18 protein-coding genes are annotated in these 21,041 nt (G+C 68.0%); 10 read left to right on the top strand and 8 right to left on the bottom strand.

Annotated elements, in window-relative coordinates; genetic code table 11:
- The first annotated feature begins 44 nt into the window (after positions 1–44).
- The 5 genes from gspG (at position 45) to gspD (ending at position 4,387) form a co-directional block, all read left to right on the top strand.
- On the top strand, positions 45–539 hold the full coding sequence (gene gspG / locus H7V21_RS15310) for a type II secretion system major pseudopilin GspG (RefSeq protein ID WP_188054562.1): 495 nt from the start codon (positions 45–47) through the stop codon (positions 537–539).
- A gap of 91 nt (positions 540–630) precedes the next feature.
- The gene (locus H7V21_RS15305) at positions 631–1,125 is read left to right on the top strand and encodes a prepilin-type N-terminal cleavage/methylation domain-containing protein (RefSeq protein ID WP_262503911.1); all 495 of its coding nucleotides are present in this window, start codon (positions 631–633) and stop codon (positions 1,123–1,125) included.
- Positions 1,122–1,490, top strand: a complete 369-nt coding sequence (gene gspI, locus H7V21_RS15300; RefSeq protein ID WP_188054561.1) for a type II secretion system minor pseudopilin GspI — start codon at positions 1,122–1,124, stop codon at positions 1,488–1,490. Before H7V21_RS15305 ends, gspI begins: the two co-directional genes overlap by 4 nt.
- A complete protein-coding gene (locus H7V21_RS15295; protein WP_188054560.1) occupies positions 1,487–2,290 on the top strand; it encodes a type II secretion system protein N in 804 nt (267 codons plus the stop codon). Before gspI ends, H7V21_RS15295 begins: the two co-directional genes overlap by 4 nt.
- Before the next feature lie 12 nt (positions 2,291–2,302).
- The gene (gene gspD, locus H7V21_RS15290) at positions 2,303–4,387 is read left to right on the top strand and encodes a type II secretion system secretin GspD (protein ID WP_188054559.1); all 2,085 of its coding nucleotides are present in this window, start codon (positions 2,303–2,305) and stop codon (positions 4,385–4,387) included.
- Here gspD and H7V21_RS15285 read toward each other — a convergent pair.
- From H7V21_RS15285 to H7V21_RS15275, 3 genes are read right to left on the bottom strand one after another with little or no spacing between them, the layout of a single operon-like run.
- Positions 4,381–4,806, bottom strand: a complete 426-nt coding sequence (locus H7V21_RS15285) for a hypothetical protein (RefSeq protein WP_188054558.1) — start codon at positions 4,804–4,806, stop codon at positions 4,381–4,383. The genes gspD and H7V21_RS15285 overlap by 7 nt on opposite strands.
- Positions 4,797–5,267, bottom strand: coding sequence for a hypothetical protein (locus tag H7V21_RS15280; protein ID WP_262503910.1), 471 nt, complete (start codon positions 5,265–5,267; stop codon positions 4,797–4,799). Before H7V21_RS15280 ends, H7V21_RS15285 begins: the two co-directional genes overlap by 10 nt.
- Complete coding sequence (locus H7V21_RS15275) at positions 5,264–5,671, bottom strand: hypothetical protein (protein ID WP_262503909.1); 408 nt, start codon at positions 5,669–5,671, stop codon at positions 5,264–5,266. Before H7V21_RS15275 ends, H7V21_RS15280 begins: the two co-directional genes overlap by 4 nt.
- A gap of 350 nt (positions 5,672–6,021) precedes the next feature.
- Here H7V21_RS15275 and H7V21_RS15270 point away from each other — a divergent pair, with 350 nt between their 5' ends.
- Positions 6,022–8,499, top strand: a complete 2,478-nt coding sequence (locus H7V21_RS15270) for a PhoX family protein (protein ID WP_188054556.1) — start codon at positions 6,022–6,024, stop codon at positions 8,497–8,499.
- A 97-nt stretch (positions 8,500–8,596) separates the two neighbouring features.
- On the opposite strand, the gene H7V21_RS15265 is transcribed toward H7V21_RS15270, so the two are convergent.
- From H7V21_RS15265 to H7V21_RS15255, 3 genes are all read right to left on the bottom strand, one after another.
- Positions 8,597–8,956 (bottom strand): hypothetical protein, encoded by a 360-nt coding sequence (locus H7V21_RS15265; RefSeq protein ID WP_188054555.1) that lies wholly within the window; start codon positions 8,954–8,956, stop codon positions 8,597–8,599.
- Between the two features lie 111 nt (positions 8,957–9,067).
- The gene (locus H7V21_RS15260; protein WP_188054554.1) at positions 9,068–10,378 is read right to left on the bottom strand and encodes an amidohydrolase family protein; all 1,311 of its coding nucleotides are present in this window, start codon (positions 10,376–10,378) and stop codon (positions 9,068–9,070) included.
- A gap of 2 nt (positions 10,379–10,380) precedes the next feature.
- Positions 10,381–11,772: an amidohydrolase gene (locus H7V21_RS15255; protein ID WP_262504112.1), complete on the bottom strand. Its 1,392-nt coding sequence runs from the start codon at positions 11,770–11,772 to the stop codon at positions 10,381–10,383.
- 275 nt (positions 11,773–12,047) lie between these two features.
- Here H7V21_RS15255 and H7V21_RS15250 point away from each other — a divergent pair, with 275 nt between their 5' ends.
- Both H7V21_RS15250 and H7V21_RS15245 read left to right on the top strand, forming a co-directional pair.
- Positions 12,048–14,747 carry a PAS domain S-box protein gene (locus H7V21_RS15250; RefSeq protein WP_188054552.1) on the top strand — a complete coding sequence of 900 codons (2,700 nt, stop codon included), beginning with the start codon at positions 12,048–12,050 and terminating at the stop codon, positions 14,745–14,747.
- Entirely contained in the window at positions 14,744–15,373 is a 630-nt protein-coding gene (locus H7V21_RS15245) for a response regulator transcription factor (RefSeq protein ID WP_188054551.1), read from the top strand. Before H7V21_RS15250 ends, H7V21_RS15245 begins: the two co-directional genes overlap by 4 nt.
- On the opposite strand, the gene H7V21_RS15240 is transcribed toward H7V21_RS15245, so the two are convergent.
- Both H7V21_RS15240 and H7V21_RS15235 read right to left on the bottom strand, forming a co-directional pair.
- Positions 15,370–15,732: a hypothetical protein gene (locus tag H7V21_RS15240; RefSeq protein ID WP_188054550.1), complete on the bottom strand. Its 363-nt coding sequence runs from the start codon at positions 15,730–15,732 to the stop codon at positions 15,370–15,372. The two genes, H7V21_RS15245 and H7V21_RS15240, sit on opposite strands and share 4 nt — an antisense overlap.
- Before the next feature lie 111 nt (positions 15,733–15,843).
- Positions 15,844–17,208, bottom strand: a complete 1,365-nt coding sequence (locus H7V21_RS15235; protein ID WP_188054549.1) for an alginate export family protein — start codon at positions 17,206–17,208, stop codon at positions 15,844–15,846.
- 226 nt (positions 17,209–17,434) lie between these two features.
- On the opposite strand from H7V21_RS15235, the gene H7V21_RS15230 reads away from it, so the two are divergent.
- Entirely contained in the window at positions 17,435–19,327 is a 1,893-nt protein-coding gene (locus H7V21_RS15230) for a methyl-accepting chemotaxis protein (RefSeq protein WP_188054548.1), read from the top strand.
- A gap of 283 nt (positions 19,328–19,610) precedes the next feature.
- Positions 19,611–21,014 carry a methyl-accepting chemotaxis protein gene (locus H7V21_RS15225; RefSeq protein ID WP_188054547.1) on the top strand — a complete coding sequence of 468 codons (1,404 nt, stop codon included), beginning with the start codon at positions 19,611–19,613 and terminating at the stop codon, positions 21,012–21,014.
- Positions 21,015–21,041 lie beyond the last annotated feature (27 nt).

The raw sequence follows: 21,041 nt of genomic DNA, 5'->3' as shown, positions 1-21,041 counted from the left end.
TTGCTTTCATGGATCGAACGCATGGGGAGCCGATGCGCATAAGAATGAAACAGTTCCGTGACAGCGTGGCATCAGCGGCGCGGGCACGCAAGCGTCGTGCGGCTTCGCAGAGCGAGGCCGGGCTCACGCTCGTCGAGATGATGGTGGTGCTGGTGATCATCGCACTGGTCGCCGCGCTGATCGTGCCGAACGTGATCGGCCGGCCCGACCAGGCACGCGTGACCACCGCCACCTCGAACCTCGCCACTATCTCGCAGGCGCTGACGATGTACCGCCTCGACAATGGCGACTATCCCTCGACTCAGCAGGGGTTGAAGGCGCTGGTCGAGCGGCCGTCGGTGCCGCCGGTGCCCGCCAACTGGGCGCAGGGCGGCTATCTGACCGGTCTCCAGACCAACGACCAGGGCCAGCCGATCGACCCGTGGGGCAATCCCTATGTCTATGCGAACAACGGCGGCAGCATCGAGCTGAAGTCGCTGGGAGCCAATGGGCAGCCGGGCGGCGAAGCGCTGAACGCCGATATCGAGGCGCGGCGCTGACCGCAGGCGGATCGACGGCGGACCGCGCCTTCTGGTAGAAAGCAACGAGTCGGGCGCCGTGCCGTCCGCCGGGGGGATGTTCGAGCGAACCATGGCCGACCGCCATCGCCACATGCGCGATTTCCGCGCCCGCCCCCACGAGGCGGGGCTGACGCTCGTCGAGATGCTCGTCGTGCTGGCGATCATCGCGGTGGGTGCCGGCGCAGTCTCGCTCGGCATCGGCAGCGTGACGCGCGCGCCCAGCGTGGAAGCCGAGGCGCGGCAGCTCGCGACGCGGCTGCAGGCGGCCGCCGACGATGCGATGCTGGGCGATCGGATGGTCGCGTTCACGGTCGAGGAAGACGGCTATGGCTTCACGGCCTATACGCCGCAGGGGCTGTCAGAACCGATTTCGCGCCAGCTCGACTTTCACCGCCTCCCGGGCGGGATGGTGATGACGCTGAGCGCAACGCCGCCGATCCTGCTCGGCACCGAGGGCGGCGGACGTCCGCTGACCGCTACGATCGAAAGCGGCGGGCAGCGCTGGGTCGTCGCCTATGACGGCATGACCGCGACGGCGATTCCGGGGCTGGAGCCGGAGGCATGAAGCAGGGCGATGCACAGGGCTTCTCCCTGATCGAGGCGCTGGTGGCGCTCGCGGTGCTGGCGATCGCGACGGTGGGGCTGATCGGCACGGTCGAATCGCACATCGATTCGACGCGGGCGATGGAGCGCCGCGCCGCCGCGATGTGGGTCGCCGAGAATCGGCTTGCCGAGCTGTCGCTGGCGGGCGGCGGCGCAGCGCCCGGAGCCGATGAGGTGGCGATGCTGGGCTATGACTGGCGGGTCGCCGTGGACCGCAGCTCGACCGACGATCCCGAAATCGCACGCGTGCGCATCGAGGTGTTCCCAAGCGGCGAACAGTCGGCGCTTGCAACGCTTGACGGCTTCGTAGACGGGAGGCCGCGATGACCGGGGGGTATTCGCTTTCGCCGCGGCAGATCCGCACCGCGCTCGACCTGCTGACGGCAGGCGTGGTGATCTCGATCGCCTGGGCGTTGGCGGGGCTGACCTGGCGGATCGCGGGTCATGCCGGAACCGGCGCGATCACCGTCCCGAGCGGCCGCAGCGGCCCTGCGGTGCGGCAGGACATCTCCCCGGCGCTGGCGCTGGCACCGTTCGGCAAGGCAAGCGTGAGCGAAGCCACGCAGCCGACATCGCTGCCGCTGGAATTGAAGGGCGTTTTCGCCGCGCAGCCGGCGACGCTTTCCACTGCCTTCATTTCGGTCGAGGGCGCGGAGGCAGCGCCGTTCCGGATCGGCGACACGGTAAACGGCGCGACGATCCAGGGCATCCTGCGCGATCGCGTGGTGCTGAGCAACGGCGGCCAGATCGAGCATCTCGCGTTTCCCGATTCCTCCCTGACGCCCGAACAGCGCGCCGCCGCACAGCAGCAACAGGCGGCCGCACCGTCGGCAGCGCCCGCCGCACCCGCCGCTGCCGCTGCCGCCGCGCCTCCCCTTTCCGCGCAGAACGCCGGATCGCTGCTCCAGCGGCTCGATGCGTCACCTGTCGAGGGAGGGCTGCGCATCGGCGAGAACGGCCCGCCCGGGCTGCGGCAGGGGGATGTGCTGCAGGCAGTGAACGGCACGCCGCTCAGCGACCCCACGGCCGCCGCCGCCGCGCTCCAGGCCGCGCAGGCGAACGGCTCCGCCCAGATCACTCTCGTTCGCGACGGGCAGCGCGTGCTGCTGACCGTCCCGCTCCGCTAGGAAGACCGCCCCGTGACTTCGCTCCGATCCATCGTCGCCACGCTTGCGCTCGGCGCGACCGCGCTGCAGCCGATCCCGCTGCTGGCCCAGACCGTTCCGCCGCCGGTGCAGGACGCGCCGGCCGGGCCGCCCGCCGACGTGGTCGTCAATATGCGCGGCGTCGAGATCACCGACGTCGCGGACCAGATCTCGCGGATCACCGGCCGCACGCTGATCCTCGACCCGGCAGTGCAGGGCAAGGTGACAGTGACTTCGGCCACGCCGCTCACGCCTTCGGGCGTGTGGGAGCTGTTCCTTTCGGTGCTGCGCGCCAATGGTTTCGCCGCGGTCCGTTCGGGGCGGGCGTGGCGCATCGTTCCGCAGGCGAATGCGGTGCGCGACGGCGGCGTGCCGGGCCGCGGCGTTTCCGGGCAGGAACTGACCACGCGGATGATCCGGCTGGCGAACGTCCCGTCGGGCGAAGTCGCGCGCGTCGTACGGCCGCTGGTCGCGAATTTCGGCAGCGTCGAGCCGCTGACCAGCCCCAATGCGATCGTCGTCACCGACTATGCCGACAATGTCCGCCGCATCGAAGCGATCGCTCGGTCGCTGGACGGCGGCAGCGGATCGACTTTCGCCACGATCAATCTGCAATATGGCAATGCCGCCGAAGTGGCGCAGGCGCTCCAGGGCGTGCTCGCCGCAGACCCGGCGACCGTGGGCGCCACGCGCATCGCCGCCGACGCGCGTTCGAACACGGTGATCGTGCGGGGCACGCCCTCCGCCGTCGCGGAGGCCCGCCGGATCGCCGCGGCGCTCGACACGCCGGGCGGCACGACCGCGATGACTCGCGTGTTCCGCCTGAACTACGCCGACGCTGAATCGGTGACCGCCGTGCTGCAGGGCGTTTTGGGGATCGAGGCGGAAGCAACCAATCCGGTGGCGCGCAGCCTCTCGAGCCGCAGCAGCCAGAGCCTGCGCCCCTCGCCCACCCGGGCGCTGAGCGAGCTGACCTCCGGCAATGCCGCCACTGCCGCCGCAGCGGTAGCGGGCGGGCAGACCGAACGCACGCCGCTGACGAGCGGCGGCAACGAGGGCCAGCCGGCACAGGGCTTTTCGACGCCCGAGGTCACGGTGCAGCCCGCGCCGGACATCAACGCCGTGGTGGTGCGCGGCACGCCCACCGCAGTCGCATCGATCGAGGCACTGATCACCGAACTCGACGTGCGCCGCCCGCAGGTGCTGATCGAAGCAATCATCGCCGAGATCCAGGGCGACGACGCCGAAACGCTGGCGATGCAGATCGGCACCAGCGGCGCGGTGCTCGACCAGGTGGAAGGCATCGGCACCTCGTTCGGCAATCCGGGGCCGTCGCTGGGAACGATCCTGACGGCGCTCGGCGTGCCGGCGGGTCAGCTGCTTGGCGAGGGACTCACGGGCAATATCGCGTTCGGCGACGATTTCTCGGTCCTGCTGCGCGCGATCGGCGTGTCGGAGCGTGCGAACCTGCTGTCGGCGCCGCAGACGATGGCGGTGGACAACACGCCCGCCGAGATCGTGGTGGCGCAGGAGGTTCCGTTCGTCACCGGATCGATCCTCACCGGCAACACCGACGTCGCGCCCTATACGTCGATCGAGCGCAAGAACGTGGGCCTCACGCTGCGCGTCCTGCCGCGGATCAACGCCGGCGATACGATCCGGCTCGAGGTGAGCGTCGAAGCCTCGTCGATCGCGCCGATCCAGGTGCAGGGCGCGGCGGATATCATCACCAACCAGCGCTCGGTAATCAACACCGTCCTTGCCGACAACGGCAGCACCTATGTCCTCGGCGGTCTGATTTCCGACGACTATACCGACTCGCGCCGGCAAGTGCCGGTGCTGGGTGACATTCCGATCCTGGGCGAGCTGTTCAAGTCGCGATCGGAACGGCGGTTGAAACGGACCCTGTTCATCTTCATCCGCCCCACCATCCTGCGCGACGGCGCCGACGCGGCGGCGGTGGCACAGGACCGCTACAACCGGCTGCGTGCCGACGAACTGGAGAGCATCGAGCGCGAGAGTCTGTTGCTCAAGCCGCCGACGCCCCGGCTGACAGTGGAGATCGACGGGATCTACTGATCCTCGCCGGCGGGCAGCGGCACGCGCACCCGGGCGGTACCGCGCGAGAAATAGGCCGCGTCGATCGCGAGCGATTCGAGCCGCCAGCCATCGATGCTCTCGCCAAGCGCCAGCGTGCGGCTTTCGCCCTGCGCGGTTTCGGCAAAGGCGACGGCATCGCGCCCGATCCGACCGACGATGCCGGTGAGTCGCGGCGCATCGGCGGGAAGCGCGATTTCGCCGGAAGCCGCTCCGAAGAGCGGGCGTGCATAGGCCGCGTCGAGTGGCGGCGGAGCCTTCGGCACTGCAAGCGGCCCAGGTGCGGGCGCCGGTTCCGCCGGCACTGGCGCGGGCGCTCGCAGCAACAGCAGCGGCTGTGCGACGGCCGCGAGGGCGGCGGCGACCAGCGCCGCCCGCAGCGGACGCGAGATCAGCGCCATGCCGCCACTGCCTCGCCTTCCAGCCGGATGCCGCCTTCGGGGAGCGGCGCGAGCGCCCAACCGCGCAGGCGAACGAGCGGCGACCCGCGTTCCAGCGCATCCGCCAGCGCTAGCACTGATTTTTCCGGGCCGGAGAGCCGCAGCTTCACCGCGACGAGCCCCACCGGCGCCCGGGCGAGGGAAAGCTCCTCGACCAGCAGGCCCCCCTGCCCCGCCGCCGCACGGATGCGACGGGCGAGCTGCCTGCGCGCCGCCATCGCATCGGGCGCCTCGATCGCCGAGGCAGGCGCGACGAGCGGCGGCGCGACGGCCGCAGGCGCATCGGCAAGCAATGCCAGCCGCGCGCGCTCGGCACGCGCCTCGGCGAGCCTCCCGAGAGCGGCCCCGGTCGCTGGGGCGAGCAGCAGCGCGAGAACAAGCCCCGCGAGACCGCCGATCGCGAGCGGAGGCAGGCGCATCATTCGCCGCGTTCCTCGAAACGGACGCGCAACCCGGATTCGTCGCCGGCCTGGCCGGTCTCCCGCAGACCGGCAAGCTCCGGCGCGCGGCGCAGCGCAGCACGCAGCCGATCCGGATCGGGCGCGAACACTTCGACGGCGAGTGCACCATCCCCCCCGCGCGCGACCCGGCGGAGCACCGCATCCTCGGGCAAGGCGCGGGCAAGCGCTTCGATCGTGGCGCTCGGGCCGGGGCGGGCGAGCATCGCCGCCAATTCGGCCCGCGCGGCCAGCCGGGCCGCCTCGGCCGCCCGGCGCGGCGCGACACGTTCGCGGAGCACCGCCGTGGCTGCCTCGGCGCGAGCGGTCAGGCGGTTCGCGAGCAGCAGCGTGGCAAGGGGACCGGCCGCGAGCAGCAATGCGAGCATTCCGGCCCCAATCCATTCCGCGCGCGAGGCGACGCGCGGCGGCATGGGACGCGCCAGGCGCGCCGACACAGCCGGCAAGCCGCCGCGCCAGGCCGCACCTATCCGATCGGCCAAGCTGCTGGCGCGCGCGGGCGGCGGATCGACAGGATCGGGCTTGGGCAAGTCCATCGGCGCCGCCGATACTCCAGTGCGGGGGGCTCCGCATAGCTTCAGCGGGGCGCAGACACAAAGCTGACGCACATGTGTCACCGCTTCGCCATCAGCCGTCCATCACCGCGTAAAGCAGGATCGCCACAGCTCGCTCTCGAACCGAGTCGCCCGTTGCGACTCGGGCTTTGGGGGTATCCGCGATGACCGACCAGACCGACCTGAGCCTCGGCTATACCGACGGCGACATCGACACCAACAACACCGGCGCCATCTCGCTGAACTCGCTGGTCGACCAGCGCCTCTCGCGCCGTCAGACGCTGCGCAGCGGCGCCTCGGCCGCGGCGGTCGCGGTGTTCGGCGGCACAGTGCTGACCGCCTGCGACGAAGCCACCACGAGCTCCGATGCACCGCCGACCGTGACCGCAGGATCGAGCGGCGCGACGACGGCGGGACGGATGGTGACGCTCACCGGCACGGCATCCGACAACGGGACGGTCGGCGCGGTGGCCTGGGCGCAGACCGGCGGCCCGACCGTGACGCTCAGCAGCCCGAACGCCAACACCACGACCTTCCTGGCGCCCAGCGTGGCCGAGCCGACCACCCTCACCTTCCGCTTCACTGCCGCTGATGAAAACGCGCAGACGACGAGCGCGACCACGACCGTCACGGTCAGCCCGGCGGTGCTCGGCTTCACCGCAGTCCCCAAGAACCGCAATGACATCGTCACCGTGCCTGAAGGCTATACGGTGACCGTGATGACCGCGCTGGGCGATCCGCTGGCTGCGGGCGTGCCGGCGTTCAGGAACGACGGCTCCGATACCGATTATGCCAACCGCATCGGCGATCATGGCGACGCGCTCTACTGGTACGGCCTGAGCAGCTCGGGCACGCGTGACGACAACAGCTCGACGCGCGGGCTGCTGGTGCAGAACCACGAGAACCTCAACGTCCAGTATCTCCACCCCGCCGGCCCGACCGCGCCCGGCGGCGTCCGCCCGGAAGCCGAGGCGATCAAGGAGATCGAGGCGCACGGCGTCAGCGTCACCGAATATCGCCGGACGAACGGCGCCTGGGCTTATGTGCAGGACAGCGCATTCAACCGCCGCATCACGCCGAACACGCCTACCGTGCTGCACGGTCCGGTGCGCGGCACCAGCTGGGTGGTCACTGCCTATTCGCCGACCGGTGTCGCCGGCCGCGGCACGATCAACAACTGCGCCAACGGCCACACCCCCTGGGGCACGAACCTGACGTGCGAAGAGAATTGGGCGGGCTATTTCCGTCGCAGCGGCGACGATGCGCTGCGCAGCGCCAAGGAACTGACGTCGCTGCGCCGCTATGGCGTGACCAGCAGCAGCGGCAACTATCTGTGGTCGACGGTGACGCCGGCGGACGCCAGCAGCACCATCTTCCGCAAGTGGGATGCGCGCGCCACGGCCGGAACGCCCACCAGCGACTTCCGCAACGAACCCTTCCAATATGGCTGGGTCGTCGAACATGATCCCTATGACAAGAATGCGGCGCCGCGGAAGCGCACCGCGCTCGGCCGCATGGGGCATGAAGGTGCCTGGCTGAGCCGTGCGGAAGCCGGCAAAAAGCTCGCCGTCTATATGGGCGACGATTCGCGCGGCGAATATTTCTACAAATATGTGTCGAACGCGAGCTGGGACGCGGCGGACGCGACTTCGGCCAACCGCCTCGCCATGGGCGACAAATATCTCGACCAGGGCACGCTCCACGTCGCGCGGTTCAACGCCGACGGCACCGGCCAGTGGCTCCCGCTGACGTTCGGGCAGGTTCCGAACCGTCCGGCCGCCGGCGCGGATCCGGAATATGTCTTCGCCGATCAGGCCGACATCCTCGTCAACGCCCGCCTCGCCGCGGACGCCGTGGGTGCGACGGGCATGGACCGTCCGGAATGGACCGCGACCAACATGGTGAACGGCGAGGTCTATCTCACCCTCACCAACAACAATGCGACGGTGCGCCCGCTGAACGGAACGAACGCCGCCAACCCGCGCCACTACAACGATCCGAAGGGCACTTCGGCCCAGCGCGGCAATCCCAACGGCCATATCATCCGCATCCGCGAAAATGGGGACGATCCGGCCGCAGCGGGCTTTACCTGGGACATCTATCTGTTCGGTGCGGGTTCGGACCTCGATCCGAACAACATCAACGTCTCGGGCCTCACCGCCGGCAATGACTTCTCGAGCCCGGACGGGATCTGGTTCTCGCGACCGACGAACCCGGCGGGCCTGGTGAACCCGGTGCTGTGGATCCAGACCGACGACGGCGCCTACACCGACGTCACCAACAACCAGATGCTCGCCGCGATGCCCGGCCGCGTCGGCGACGGCGGTGCGCGAACCATCACCAACACGGGTGCGAACGGCGCGACCGCAACCCAGGCGACTCGCGTCGGCAAGCCGGCGACGGACGCGACGGTGAAGCGCTTCCTGATCGGCCCGGTCGAGTGCGAGATCACCGGCGTCGACAGCACGCCGGACGGCCGCACGCTGTTCGTCGGCATCCAGCATCCCGGCGAGGACGGCACTCCTGCCGCGCCGACCTCCAACTGGCCTGCCAATCAGAACGGCGCCGCCCCGGCCGGCACGCGGCCGCGCTCGGCGGTGGTCGCGATCACCAAGAACGACGGCGGCGTGATCGCGCTCTGATCGATCGCACGCGCAACGAGGAGGGGAGGTCGCTCGCGCGGCCTCCCCCTTTTTCGTGGACCCCGTGCGAAGCGCGGCGCACCGGCCGCGCTTCGGATCAGGTGTCGGTGCGGCTGATGATGTTGGCGGTACCGTCCACGGTGATCGAAATCAGATGGGCAGTCCCGTCCTGGCAGGTCGCGCGCCAGGTGGGCAGGTTCTGAACATCGTCGACCCGTTCGGACGCAGTGACGTTCTGGCACTGGAGCCCGGCGTCGCGAATCGCGCGAATGAAGACGACGTTACGCTCGGACTCACCCATTTCGAACATCGCCGCCTGAACGTTGGTGGCGACGAGATTGCCGCCGTCCTCGACCACGGGCTCGGCCGGCTGGACGGTCTGATCCGATTCCGGCGCCTCGGTGCAGCCCGCTAGCGCGAGCGCGGCCACGCCGGCCGCAATGATCCACTTGCTCATGTTCGTCGCTCCTCCTCAGCTCCAGAACGCTTCGTCACCCGATCGCAGCGCGTGCGAAGCCTCCCCCGGCAATGCCGCAGCCGTCCCGGAAGTTCCGGGCGGAACCGCCGATCAATGCCGATAGGCGTTCGGCAGACGCCCGTCCGGCGGGGTGAGATAACGATCGCGCAGCCGCTGCTGACGGGTTTCGAGCGGCTGCTCGACGCCGTCGACGAACACCATCGTCGCCGCCGTCCCGACCTCGAGCGGATCGCCGTCCCAGATCACCACATCGCCGCGGCGGCCCGGACGCAGCGAGCCGATCTCGCCGCCCATGCCGAGTGCCTCTGCCGGACCCGAACTGATCGCCGCGAAGGCAGCGCCCCAATCGAGTCCGGTCTCGCCCGGAACCCGCGAAAGCCCGACCAGATTGCCGGCATATTGCTTCACCCAGCGCACCTGATGGGCCTCGTCGTTGAACAGGCCGATCGCGATTTTCACTCCGGCCGCGCGCATCCGGCCGAGGTTCGACTGGGTGGCGGCGAGCTGTTCGAACGAGGCCGGCAGATCGTTGAGCGCGGCGGCGATCACCGGCACGCCGGCTGCCGCAATGCGCGGAGCGACCGTCCAGCCCTCGGTCGCACCGACCAGGACGAGATCGAGATCGGGAAACTCGCTCGTGAGATCGAGGACGGTCAGAATGTCCGATCCGCGCTCGACATGGACCAGCAGCGGCACGCGCCCCTGCACCACCGGCGCCAGCGCCGCGGCATCGAGCCGCGTGAGGAACGCGTCGCGGCCGCGATCGGCGAAGGCCGCCGGATCGCGCGCATAGTCGCGTGCCTCCATCAGCGCGTTGCGCAGCATCGCGAGCGCGGCCGGGCGGCTGCCGCCCGCCGTGCGGGCGCCGGCTTCGCCATATTCCATGTACTGGAACGCGCGCGGCGCGGTGACCGCGTCCATGTCCGCTCCAAGGTCGATCACCGCGCCCTGGCCGGCGAAAATCGACTCGCCGGTGCCGGGAGCGACGACCGCGCGGGTGACGCCTTCGGCCCGGTTCAGCGCGATCGCGCTGGCGAGCGGATTGACCGCCGGGGCGACATCCAGCGCGGCGTGAAAGGGCGAATCGTCGGCGCTGGTATCGTTCGTTTCGGAGACGCCGGAAATCTCGACAATGCCAAGCCGACTGAACCCTGCAACGATGCCGGGCGACACCCATTTGCCCTGCGCATCGACGGTGCGGAGCCCCGCGGGAACGGCGACGTTCGTACCGGCGGCGACGACACGGCCGTCGCGGATCACGACCGTGCCACCCTCCACTGGCGCCGAGCCGTCACCGATCACGAGCCGCGCGTTGGTGATGGCGACATCCTGCGCAGCGGCGGGAATCGCGGCGGCGAAAACCGCTGCGATCGCGGTCGCGGAAAGCATCATGCGCTTCATCGTCACATCCCCTGCCCCGGCTGGCCGAGCTCGAAGTCCGACACCGGCCGCAACTCGGGATTGTTCATGTCGTACAATAGAGCGCCATCGACCCACACCATCTGCGGGCGCGTGTAAACGCTGAACGGATTGCCGTTCCACAGCACGAGATCGGCCATCTTGCCGGCGCGGATGCTGCCGGTCTGGTCCGCGATGCCGAGCACGCGCGCAGGATTGATTCCGAGCCAGCGCCAGGCATGTTCCTCGCTGATGTCCATTCCGGCGCGGATGCCGGCGGCACGTGCCTTGGCGACTTCCTGATTGAGCCGCTGGATGCCGTTGGCATCGTCCGAATGGATCAGTGCGCAGGCACCCTGATCGTCGAGGATCGCGAGATTGGCGTCGGTTTCGTCATAGGCTTCGAGCTTGAAACCCCACCAATCGGCCCAGACCGCTGCGCATGTATCGCTTTCGCGGAGCAGATCGGCGATCTTATAGGCTTCGACCGCGTGGTGGAACGCAGTGACGCGATAGCCGAACTCACGCGCCATATCGAGGACCACCGCCATCTCGTCGGCGCGGTAGCAATGGTTCTGGATCAGGATTTCGCCGTCGAGCACGCCGCGCAGGGTATCCATGCCGATATCGCGCGCGGGCGGATCCCCGCCCTCGGCCTCATATTTGTCCCACTTGCGATCATATGCCTGCGCCTCCGCCCAGGTCTGGCGATTGACCGCGAGATTGCCCATCCGCGTCGAAGGCATCCGGTTGCGCGAGCCATAGACGCGCTTCGGGTTTTCGCCGCACGCCATCTTGAGCCCATAGGGGGCGCCCGGGAAGCGCATGCCCTGCACCGTCCGCGCATAGACATTCTTCACCGTGACCGAGCGCCCGCCCATCAGGTTCGCCGAGCCGGGCAGGATCTGAAGCGTGGTCACTCCGCCATTGGCGAGCGCGCGGGAAAAGCCGGGATCCTGCGGCCAGACGCTGTGTTCGGCCCAAACCTCGGGCGTCGTGGGCGCGGTCGCTTCATTCCCGTCGGAGACCGCCGCCACCGAGGGCGAAGGATAGTCGCCCAGATGGCTGTGCACGTCGATGATGCCGGGCGTGAGATAGCTGCCCGCCCCGTCGATCACCGTCACGCCGGCGCGGGCCGCGAGATCGGATCCGACCTCGACGATCCGCCCGTCGCGGAACAGCACCGCGCCGTTCTCGATCCGGCCACCCTCGCCGTCCAGGATGGTGACGTTGGTGACGAGCGTCGGCACCCCCGCATAGGGCCGATAGGTCGAGGGGTAGGGATCGCGCGAGTAGCTCTCCCCCCGCGCGTCCGCATCGGACGATGCCGAGGCGCTGGAAGTGCCGCCGGCGCCCGCGGCGGCACAGCCCGCGAGCGCGACGGCCGCGCCCAGCATGAGGATCGATCGAAGCAAGCGGCAGTCTCCCATCAAGTCGTCGCGGGTCGCGTGTGCGCGCTCTTGATCGCGGGCCGGCGTCCGCTTGGCAAGGGACAAGACGATTTCGCACCCGCAACCTTCGCGCGCGACGAGAAAAGCTGGCCCACCGTGGACGCACGGACATTTTCAATATGGAAACATGTCGTTATGCTCCTCCTGCCGGGCGCCTTCCGCGCCCGGTGCGTAGGACGTGTCGAGTGACGATGCACGGGCAGACGCCAGGAACGGCAACGATGCCGGCCAGACGGCGACTAGCGGCATATCTCGCCGCCGCCGCGGCTCTGTGCGGCCTTGTCGAGCTGATAGGCGGCTGGTCCCTCGGCCTCCGGTGGCTCCGCGGCTTCGGCGTCGAAGGCCACCCGATCTGGCCGTGGACGTCGGTGGGCTATATCGTGCTGTCGCTCGGCTATCTGGCGGGCCTGCTCGGGCACAAACGCCTCGCGCGCCGGATCTGGATTGCGCCGCTCGTCATTGCCGGCGCCTCGATCGCGCAGATTCTGGGCGGCTTCAGCCTCGGCACCGACACGTTGCTGTTCGCCGACGCGCTGCGCGACTATCCGCTCGACGCGGCGGGCCGGCCAACGCTGAATTCGGCGGCCTCGATCCTGCTCCTGACGTGCGCCGGCTATGTAAGCGTCAGCGGAAAGCTGCGCGGGGCGGATCGCTTTCTTTTGGGCGAGCACGCCAACCTGCTGGCGAGCGCGAGCCTCGGCCTGGGTATCCTCGCGGCGCTGCTTGCGATCTTTTCCTCGCTGTCGCAGCAGTCGTCGGGCCTGTTCACCGGTGCGCTTCCCGCCGGAATCATGGCGGTGCTGCTGTCGACCGCGTGCATCGTGTGGAACGTCGACTTCGGCCGGCACCGCCTTCTGAGCCGCCGTCACGTCGATTGGCGTGCGATCGCGGGATTGCTGCCGGTGGTGCTCTTTTTTCCGGTCGTGCCCTCGCTGCTCGAAGTGGCGCTCACCGACGCCGATCTGATGTCTCCGCTGGCGCGGGAGATGATCGTCGTGTTCGGCAACATCGCGATCGTGGCGGTCGTCACGTATTGGGCTGTCGTCAGGCTCGCGCACGAACAGGCGCTGCTGACCGACTTCAATGAGGCGCTCGAATTCACGACCATCGTGCTGGTGACCGAGGACGGGCGAATCAGCCACTGGTCGCGCGGATGCGAACAACTCTATGGCTGGAGCGCCGCGGAAGCACGAGGCAAGCGGAAGTACGAACTACTGCGGTCCCGATGCGAGCAGGATTGGCAAACGGGCCTCCCCCGCCGCACCGGACCCGATGTGCAGCAACTGGTGGAGCAACGCCGCGACGGAAGCGAAGTCACCGTTCTCGAGCGAACCCGTCGCGTGGAGCGACCGGGGCGCGAGCCGCTGGTCATCTGCAACATCTCCGACGTTTCGTGCGAGGCCGAGGCGATGGCCGCGCTCCGGGCGAGCGAGGATCGGCTCGCGATCGCGATGTCGGCGCATGAACTCGGCATTTTCGAATGGGATGTGCAGACGGGAGCGATCACCTGGTCCCCCGGCACCGAACAACGGCTCGGCCTCGCGCCGAACGCGATCGGCGACTTCGAAAGCTGGCGGGCACAGGTGGAACCGGAGGATGTCCAGCAAATCCTCGACACGATCGCCAGAGCCGTCGCCGATCGCGCCGAGCGCTTCACCTTCCGATACCGTTTCCTTCAGCAGAGCGGCACCGTCCGCGCCGTCGAGGGATCGTCACGCGCATTCTACGATGCCCAGGACAATCTGGTACGCACCGTCGGAGTGATCATGGACGTCAGCGAGCGCGAGGAGCGCGAGATGGCGCTGCGCGCGCGGGAGGCGCAGCTGCGCTCGGTGCTCGAGACCGTGCCCGACGGGATGGTGGTGGTCGACGAGATGGGCAAGATCCGCGAATTCAGCGCAGCGGCAGAAGCGTTGTGGGGCTATCGCGCCGGGGACGTCGTGGGCAGGGACTATACGCTGCTCATTCCACAGGACCAGCGCGAGCGGGTCATGACATCGCTGGGAGAATTTCTTCGCGCGGGAGACAGTGATCTCGTCAGCCGGGCCGCCACCGCAGTGGGAGAACATGCCGATGGACGCCGCTTCCCGCTGGAGGGAAGAGGCGGAGTCATGCGGGTCGACGGAGGCGTTCTGTTCACTTTCTTCTTCCGCGACATTTCCGAACGGCTGGCTGCCGAGGAGCGGCTGAGCGATCTCAACGCCGAGCTGGCCCATGTTTCGCGGCAGAGCGCGATGAGCGAACTGGCGGCGGACATCGCGCACGAACTGAACCAGCCACTGAGCGCGACCGCAAATTTCCTGTCCGCTGCGCGCATCCTGATCGAGCAGCAGGGCGATGCCGATCGCATTTCCGAGCTGCTTCGCATGGCCAACGAACAGATCCAGCGCGCCGGCGAGATCATCAGGCGGATGCGGGCGTTCATGTCCAAGGGTGAGGTCGAGATCGGAGCGGAATCGCTCGAGCAGACGCTGCGTGACGCTGCCGAGCTGGTTCTCGTCGGCACCGGGCAGTTCGACATCGACGTGACCTATTCGCTGGATCCTGCCGCTCGGCTGATCTTCGCAGACCGCATTCAGATCCAGCAGGTGCTGGTAAATCTGCTGCGCAACGCGATCGACGTTCTGCGCAATTCGCCGACGAGCGAGCGCAGCATCCACATCGCCTCGCGCAAGCTTAACGAGCAATTCATCGAAGTAAGCGTGAGCGATACCGGACCCGGAATAAAAGATACGGTTCTAAAACAATTGTATACCCGTTTCGTTACGACGAAACAGAATGCCGGAATGGGTATTGGTCTTTCGATCAGCAGGCGTATCATTGAGGCGCATGGTGGTACGCTGGAAGCGGAGAACCGTCCTGAAGGCGGCGCGACATTCCGGTTCACCGTACCGGCAGTAAGGGAGTTGGAGGAAGCGTGACACGAACAATCTACATCGTCGATGATGACGACCCCGTCCGCGCATCGCTCCACGGCCTGTTGTCGGTGAAATCGGATCTCGTGATCCGCGGCTTTCGCACGGGCGATGCGTTCCTTGCCGAATCCGCCGAGCTCGACCGGGGCGTCCTGCTGCTCGACTTCCACATGCCGGGTTCGACCGGGCTCGACGTACTGCTCGCGATTCAGGACGATCCCCGCTTCGCGGCAGTGATCCTGACTGGCCAGGGCAATGTCGATCTGGCCGTGAAAGCCATGAAGGCCGGCGCGCTCGACTTCATAGAAAAGCCCTATGAGGCCGAAACGCTGCTGCGAATCGTCGATGCCGCCTTCTCCCGGCTCGAAGAGGATAGCGAGGAGGCCGCCCGCGTCGCCGCAGCGCAGGCGAAGATCGACAAGCTCAGCCCGCGGGAAACCGATGTGCTGAAGGGGCTGATCGAAGGGCGCTCGAACAAGATCATCGCCTATGAGCTCGACATCAGCCCGCGCACGGTGGAGATCTATCGCGCGAACCTGATGGAGAAGCTCGAGGTCCGCAGCCTTTCGGAGGCCTTGCGCATCGCCTTCGCCGCCGGGTTGTTCCCAAAGGAAGAGGTCCAGGCGTCCTAAAGACCCGAATCGGTCCATTCCGGCAGCAGTGCAACGAGCTGGGCCGCCGCATGCTGCTGCTGCACGAAGACCAGCCGATCGTCGGGACCGGAGGGTTCCGGGGGCTCGGCAGTGAGCACCACGATCCGAAGCCAGCGCGCCTCGTCCTGCAGGGCCTCGGCCCATTCGGCGCGATCCTCCGCGGCGATTGCCTCGTCGGTAACCAGCACTGCCCTGCCGCGCGTGCGGTGCATCACCGGATCGTGAAATTCGCTGGCGGTCAGCACGTCGACACCATGCATCGAGAGCCGGGCGGCCATCGTGCTGCGAACGCCCGCGTCGCGGACGAGGAGCACGATCAGCAGTGATTTGGCAGGCACATCGCCCTCCCGGTCAAGGCGGTAAACAGCGGGCGCGGCATGATAGTCCGGGAGGGAAATCGTCTCCCTCCCGGAGTTATACCTAGGCCGGCATACGGCACGGGTGGAGCATCAGAACTTCGCCGAAAGCTCGAGATACCCGTAACGCGTGTCGCCGGTGTCGGGCGCATTGGGCGCTTCTTCGAGGAACCGGCCCTTGGCCAGATAGGCGCCGCCCGCTTCGAGTCGCAGGGTACCGGGCACCAGCCAGTAGCGCACGCGCGCTTCGGCCTGGGTGCCGGCATAGCTACCCGAATTGCCGCTGGCATCGCGAACACCCGCGCCGACGAAGGCATCGGTGCTGCTTTCCAGCCACAGGCCGCGCACGAAGAGCGACATATCGAGACGTGCGTTCGGCTCGGCGTCGAACCGGATGCCGGGCGAGACGATGTTGGCGCCCTTCACCGCGCCATAGATCGAGGTCGGGCCGAAATCCGAACGACGCGTGCCGTAAAGCGCATCGAAGCGGCCATAGGACGCGTCGGCGCCGTCACCCGTGGCGAGATCGAACGCCAGCGCGACGCGCGGCGACCAGCCGGTGGCGAAGGTGTAGCCGGCCTCGGCGTGCAGCATCGCCGCTTCGACGTCGAGCTCGCCTGCAGTCGGAGCGGTTCCTGCACGGATCGACCCGAACTGGCCGGCCGCCTCGAAATCGAAATCGACGACGCCTGCTTCGGGATCACGCGCGAAGCGGCCGCCGACCGTCACCAGCTTCCGATCTCGGGTCGGACGGGCGACGCTGTCGTTTTCGGCGAAGCGATACACATAGGCCTCACCGGTCGCGCCGGCGATCACGCCGGTGGTGACGCTGCCGCCGAAGAAGGTGACAGTGTTCGAGACGCGGTCGAGCTCGACCTCGTTGTCGCGCAGCGCGGCGTCGTCGCTCGGAAGCGTGTCGAACGGCCGGGTCCAGAAGAAGATCGCCTTGCGATCGCCCGCGCCTTCCCATTCGGCGCGAACACCGGCGTAGCTCACGACCGAGTTGGAGAAGCCGGGGATGCCCACGAGGCGGCCGGAGCCGATCTCCTGCGTGAAGCGGCCTCCCGAGAGGGTGAGCGTGCCGCCGGCGACGCCGGCGATGTCGAACGCGCCATAGGCCTGAAGCGGTTCGATGGTGTTGACAGAGCTGGTGCTGAGTGCGGCAGTGTCGCCATCGGGCATGTAAAGGCTGCGCCCGTCGCGCAGTTCGCCGACCAGCCGCACCGGACCGGCGGCAAGCTCGGCCTTCACGCGGGTGCGTGTCGAGACGAAGCTGTCTTCCTCGAGGCCGCTCGCGCGGAACTGGCCATCCAGCGCTTCGCCGCGCACCCGCACATCGCCCTCGATGCTGAAGCGGAGCGAGTCACTCGCGTCCTGAGCGAAGGCGGAAGCCGGCATGGCTGCGGCGACGGCGAACGCGGTGGCGGCAGCGAAGCGGCGCGGCGAAAGGCGGTTCATTGGCAGTGTTCCTGATCGTGAGTGTCGCCTTTTTATAGGAGGACAATCTCACCGCTCGACAAACGTCCGCCTCCGTAATGATACGCAGACTAGCTAACAACAACATGATCTTATGCGATTTTCTCTGCACGGCGCGGTCCGCCGCGCCGAATCATCCTCCTATAATGGCCTTGGCTCGCCCTGCTGCGGCACCTGACCTTCTTGTCCACAACTCCGGATTCTTCCCATGCTATCAACCTTCAACAACTGGCCGTTGGCGCGGAAGATGCTCGCCGTCTTCGCCACAATCGCGCTGCTTTTCTCCATCCTCGGCGTCGCCGCGATCATGGGCGCCCAGCGCCTCAGCGCGGTCGCGAGCGCGCACGTCGATCGCGGCATCGCCGGGACGGCCGCGCTCGGCGACGTGCGGTCCGAGCTGCGCGAGCATCGGATCATCCTCTGGACCCGAATGAACGCCACCTCTTCGGAGGAACTCCGTTCGCTCGACCAGCGCTATGCGAACAGCAAGCAGGCGCTCGTCGAGGCGCTCGACAAGTTCGCGCCGCTCGCCGGCGAGTATCAGACTCAGTTCGACCGCCTCGTGCAAGATGTCGAGACGCTGGAACGCGGCAACGAGCAGATTATCGACGCCCACCGGGCTGGCGGAAGCGCAGCCGCTGTGCCTCTCATGAAATCCGAAGGACTCGACCTTTCCAACAAGGCGCTGGAAGACGCGCGGGAGCTCATCGAGCTGGCCGCCGAGCGTGCGGCGCGGAACGACGCCGCCGGCGACGCCATGGCGAGGGGCGTGCTGTATCTGACGCTAGGCATTCTCGTCGTGGCGTTCGGCGTGCTGTTCGGAATCTGGCGTTTGATCGGGCGCACCGTTGCGGCTCCGCTCGCCCAGGTTTCCAACACCACCAAGACGCTCGCGGAAGGCGGCCAGGCGGTAGTCCCCTATCGCGACCGCAAGGACGAGCTGGGCGAGATCGCCAATGCCGTCGAACAGTTCCGCGTGGCAGCCGTGGCGCGCACCGAAGCGGCCGCCCGCGAGGCGGCCGACCAGCAGATCGTCACGCAGTCGCTCGCCCGCAGCCTGGCCGCGCTTACCGAGGGCGACCTGACGGCAGAGGTGACGGCGGAGTTCCCGACCGCCTATGCAGGGCTGAAGAGCGACTTCAACGCCGCGCTCGCCAGCCTGCGCGACCTGATCGGATCGGTGATGGAATCGACTGCGGCGATCCGCACCGGATCGGGCGAGATCGCACAGGCGAGCGAGGATCTCGCGCGTCGCACCGAAGCCAATGCAGCCAGCCTGGAAGAAACCTCGGCTGCCGTCGCGCAGATGGACGATCGCCTCAAGGCGACCGCCGGCGCGGCGGTGCGCACGGTGGAGCGTGCCGACGGCGCCATCGCCACCGTTTCGGGCGGCCGCGCGGTGGCCGACGAGGCAGTGCAGGCGATGGCGCGCGTGGCGGACGGTGCCAAGGGCATCGACAGCGTGATCGAAGGGCTCGACAAGATCGCGTTCCAGACGCGTGTTCTGGCGATGAACGCCGCCGTCGAGGCGGGTCGTGCGGGTGAAGCGGGCCGCGGATTCGCGGTCGTCGCCGATCTCGTCTCGGCGCTCGCGATGCGTTCCGAAGAGGAAGCGGCCCGCGCCCGCGACCAGCTGACCGCCACCCAGACCGACATCGTCGCAGCGGTGGACATGGTGCAGAAGGTCGATGGCGCGCTCGCCAATATCACCGGCGACGTGAGCGAGGTTCACGCCCTGCTCAACGACATGGCTGCGGACAACCAGGCGCAGTCGGCCGCGATCAGCCAGATCGCGACCGCAGTGGGATCGATGGACCAGTCGACCCAGCAGAACGCCGCGATGGTCGAACAGACCTCGGCCGCCGCGCGCAACCTTTCGACCGAAGTCACTACGCTGGCGGATAATGCGGGACGCTTCCGGATCGGCGCCGAGGCCCGCTCGCGCACCTCGGTTCGGTCGGTCGCGGCGCCGCTGACCAGCTCCGCGGAAAAAAAATCCGCAGGCTACTCCTCGCCCGTCAAGGCGCTGCCGGTGGCGGCGATGGCGAACGGCAAGGCGAACGGCCACGCAGCAGCGCAGGAGGACTGGACCTCCTTCTAAGCGGTTCAGCTTCAACGACTTTCAAGGGCGCCCGGCACTCAGCCGTGGCGCCCTTTTTTCGTGCCTCACACCAGCGGACAGAGCGCCCGGGGCGCCGGCGCGCGGGCGAACATTCTCGCGTTTCTGGATTTGCCCCCGGAAGCCCTTTCGAACGTATCTGCACAATCGCTTCTATAACGGCCCTACCGGGACATCAGCGCAACTGCTGCCGTCCCAACCAATCGCGCAGGGGTTCAGGGGTCGGCGCGTTCTGGTGTGTACCTCAAATCACAAGGAGCGCTCCATGCACTGGTTCAGATCTTCTGCGCCGATCCGCCTCAAGCTCAAGATCGCCTTCGGAACGATGGCGGCGCTGCCTGCCATCCTCGCTCTCGCCGCACTGCTGCAGGGTGCCTGGATCACTGCGGCGATGGGCGCGGCGCTGACGCTGGTGGCGGTCGTTCAGGGCATGCGCTTCCGCAGCGCGATCGCCGATCCGTATGTCGCCACCGTCGTCCGGATGGAGGGGCTTGCCGCGGGCGATCTCGATACGCCGATCGAATTCACCGACTATACCGACTGCGTCGGCCGCATGACGCGGGCGATGTTCACCTTCCGCGACACCGCGCGTGCACAGCAACAGGCAGCAGCCGAGCAGGAAATGGTCGTCGGCGCACTCGCCGGGAGCCTCACCGCAGTGACACACGGCGACCTGACCGCAGAGGTGACGACGGAGTTCCCGCCGACCTATGCCGCGCTCAAGAACGACTTCAACGCCGCCCTGGCGAGCCTGCGCGAGCTGATCGGTTCGGTGATGGAATCGACGAGCGCGATCCGCACGGGATCGGGCGAGATCGCCCAGGCGAGCGAGGATCTCGCGCGCCGGACCGAAGCCAATGCCGCCAGCCTTGAGGAGACCACTGCGGCGGTCAGCCAGATGAACGAGCGGCTGCGCGCCACCGCCAGCGCGGCGACCAGCACGGTCGAGCGCGCCGACGGCGCCATCGCCACCGTTTCGGGCGGCCGCGCGATCGCCGACGAGGCGGTGCAGGCGATGGGCCGTGTGAGCGAAAGCGCCAAGGGCATCGACAGTGTGATCGAGGGGCTCGACAAGATCGCGTTCCAGACGCGCGTGCTCGCGATGAACGCCGCTGTCGAGGCGGGTCGTGCCGGCGAGGCGGGACGCGGCTTCGCGGTCGTCGCCGATCTCGTCTCGGCGCTCGCGATGCGTGCCGAGGAAGAAGCCGGCCGCGCTCGCGACCAGCTGACCGCCACCCAGACCGACATCGTCGCGGCGGTGGATATGGTGCAGAAGGTCGATGGCGCACTGGCCGACATCAGCGGCGACGTGAGCGAGGTCCACGCGCTGCTCAACGAGATGGCTGCCGACAACCAGGCGCAGTCGACCGCAATCAGCGAAATCTCGACCGCGATCACCACGATGGACCAGTCGACCCAGCAGAACGCCGCGATGGTGGAGGAAACCTCGGCCGCCGCGCGCAACCTGTCGAGCGAAGTCACCACGCTGGCCGACAAGGCGTCGATGTTCCGCGTCGACACCGGCAACGCTCCGGCCCCGCGCAGCTTCGCGCCCGCGCGCAAGCCGGCAGCTTCGCCGGGCAATGGCATGTCCGGCAGGGCGCTGCCGCCAGCGGCGGTGAATGGCTCCGCAAGCCACTCCAGCGGACAGGACTGGACGACCTTCTGAAGCCGACTGACGCTGGAACGAAACGGG

The sequence above is a fragment of the Sphingosinithalassobacter sp. CS137 genome (assembly GCF_014334115.1).
Lineage (GTDB): Bacteria > Pseudomonadota > Alphaproteobacteria > Sphingomonadales > Sphingomonadaceae > Sphingomonas.
This window is presented reverse-complemented; position numbering and strand designations above follow the sequence as displayed.

What these genes read in the sequence shown, in the direction of transcription:
- gspG (WP_188054562.1), top strand. Translation starts at nt 45, where the DNA reads ATGAAACAGTTCCGTGACAGCGTGGCATCAGCGGCGCGGGCACGCAAG.
- H7V21_RS15305 (WP_262503911.1), top strand. Translation starts at nt 631, where the DNA reads ATGGCCGACCGCCATCGCCACATGCGCGATTTCCGCGCCCGCCCCCAC.
- gspI (WP_188054561.1), top strand. Translation starts at nt 1,122, where the DNA reads ATGAAGCAGGGCGATGCACAGGGCTTCTCCCTGATCGAGGCGCTGGTG.
- H7V21_RS15295 (WP_188054560.1), top strand. Translation starts at nt 1,487, where the DNA reads ATGACCGGGGGGTATTCGCTTTCGCCGCGGCAGATCCGCACCGCGCTC.
- H7V21_RS15285 (WP_188054558.1), bottom strand. Translation starts at nt 4,806, where the DNA reads ATGGCGCTGATCTCGCGTCCGCTGCGGGCGGCGCTGGTCGCCGCCGCC.
- H7V21_RS15280 (WP_262503910.1), bottom strand. Translation starts at nt 5,267, where the DNA reads ATGATGCGCCTGCCTCCGCTCGCGATCGGCGGTCTCGCGGGGCTTGTT.
- H7V21_RS15275 (WP_262503909.1), bottom strand. Translation starts at nt 5,671, where the DNA reads ATGCTCGCATTGCTGCTCGCGGCCGGTCCCCTTGCCACGCTGCTGCTC.
- H7V21_RS15270 (WP_188054556.1), top strand. Translation starts at nt 6,022, where the DNA reads ATGACCGACCAGACCGACCTGAGCCTCGGCTATACCGACGGCGACATC.
- H7V21_RS15265 (WP_188054555.1), bottom strand. Translation starts at nt 8,956, where the DNA reads ATGAGCAAGTGGATCATTGCGGCCGGCGTGGCCGCGCTCGCGCTAGCG.
- H7V21_RS15260 (WP_188054554.1), bottom strand. Translation starts at nt 10,378, where the DNA reads ATGAAGCGCATGATGCTTTCCGCGACCGCGATCGCAGCGGTTTTCGCC.
- H7V21_RS15255 (WP_262504112.1), bottom strand. Translation starts at nt 11,772, where the DNA reads ATGCTGGGCGCGGCCGTCGCGCTCGCGGGCTGTGCCGCCGCGGGCGCC.
- H7V21_RS15250 (WP_188054552.1), top strand. Translation starts at nt 12,048, where the DNA reads ATGCCGGCCAGACGGCGACTAGCGGCATATCTCGCCGCCGCCGCGGCT.
- H7V21_RS15235 (WP_188054549.1), bottom strand. Translation starts at nt 17,208, where the DNA reads ATGAACCGCCTTTCGCCGCGCCGCTTCGCTGCCGCCACCGCGTTCGCC.
- H7V21_RS15230 (WP_188054548.1), top strand. Translation starts at nt 17,435, where the DNA reads ATGCTATCAACCTTCAACAACTGGCCGTTGGCGCGGAAGATGCTCGCC.
- H7V21_RS15225 (WP_188054547.1), top strand. Translation starts at nt 19,611, where the DNA reads ATGCACTGGTTCAGATCTTCTGCGCCGATCCGCCTCAAGCTCAAGATC.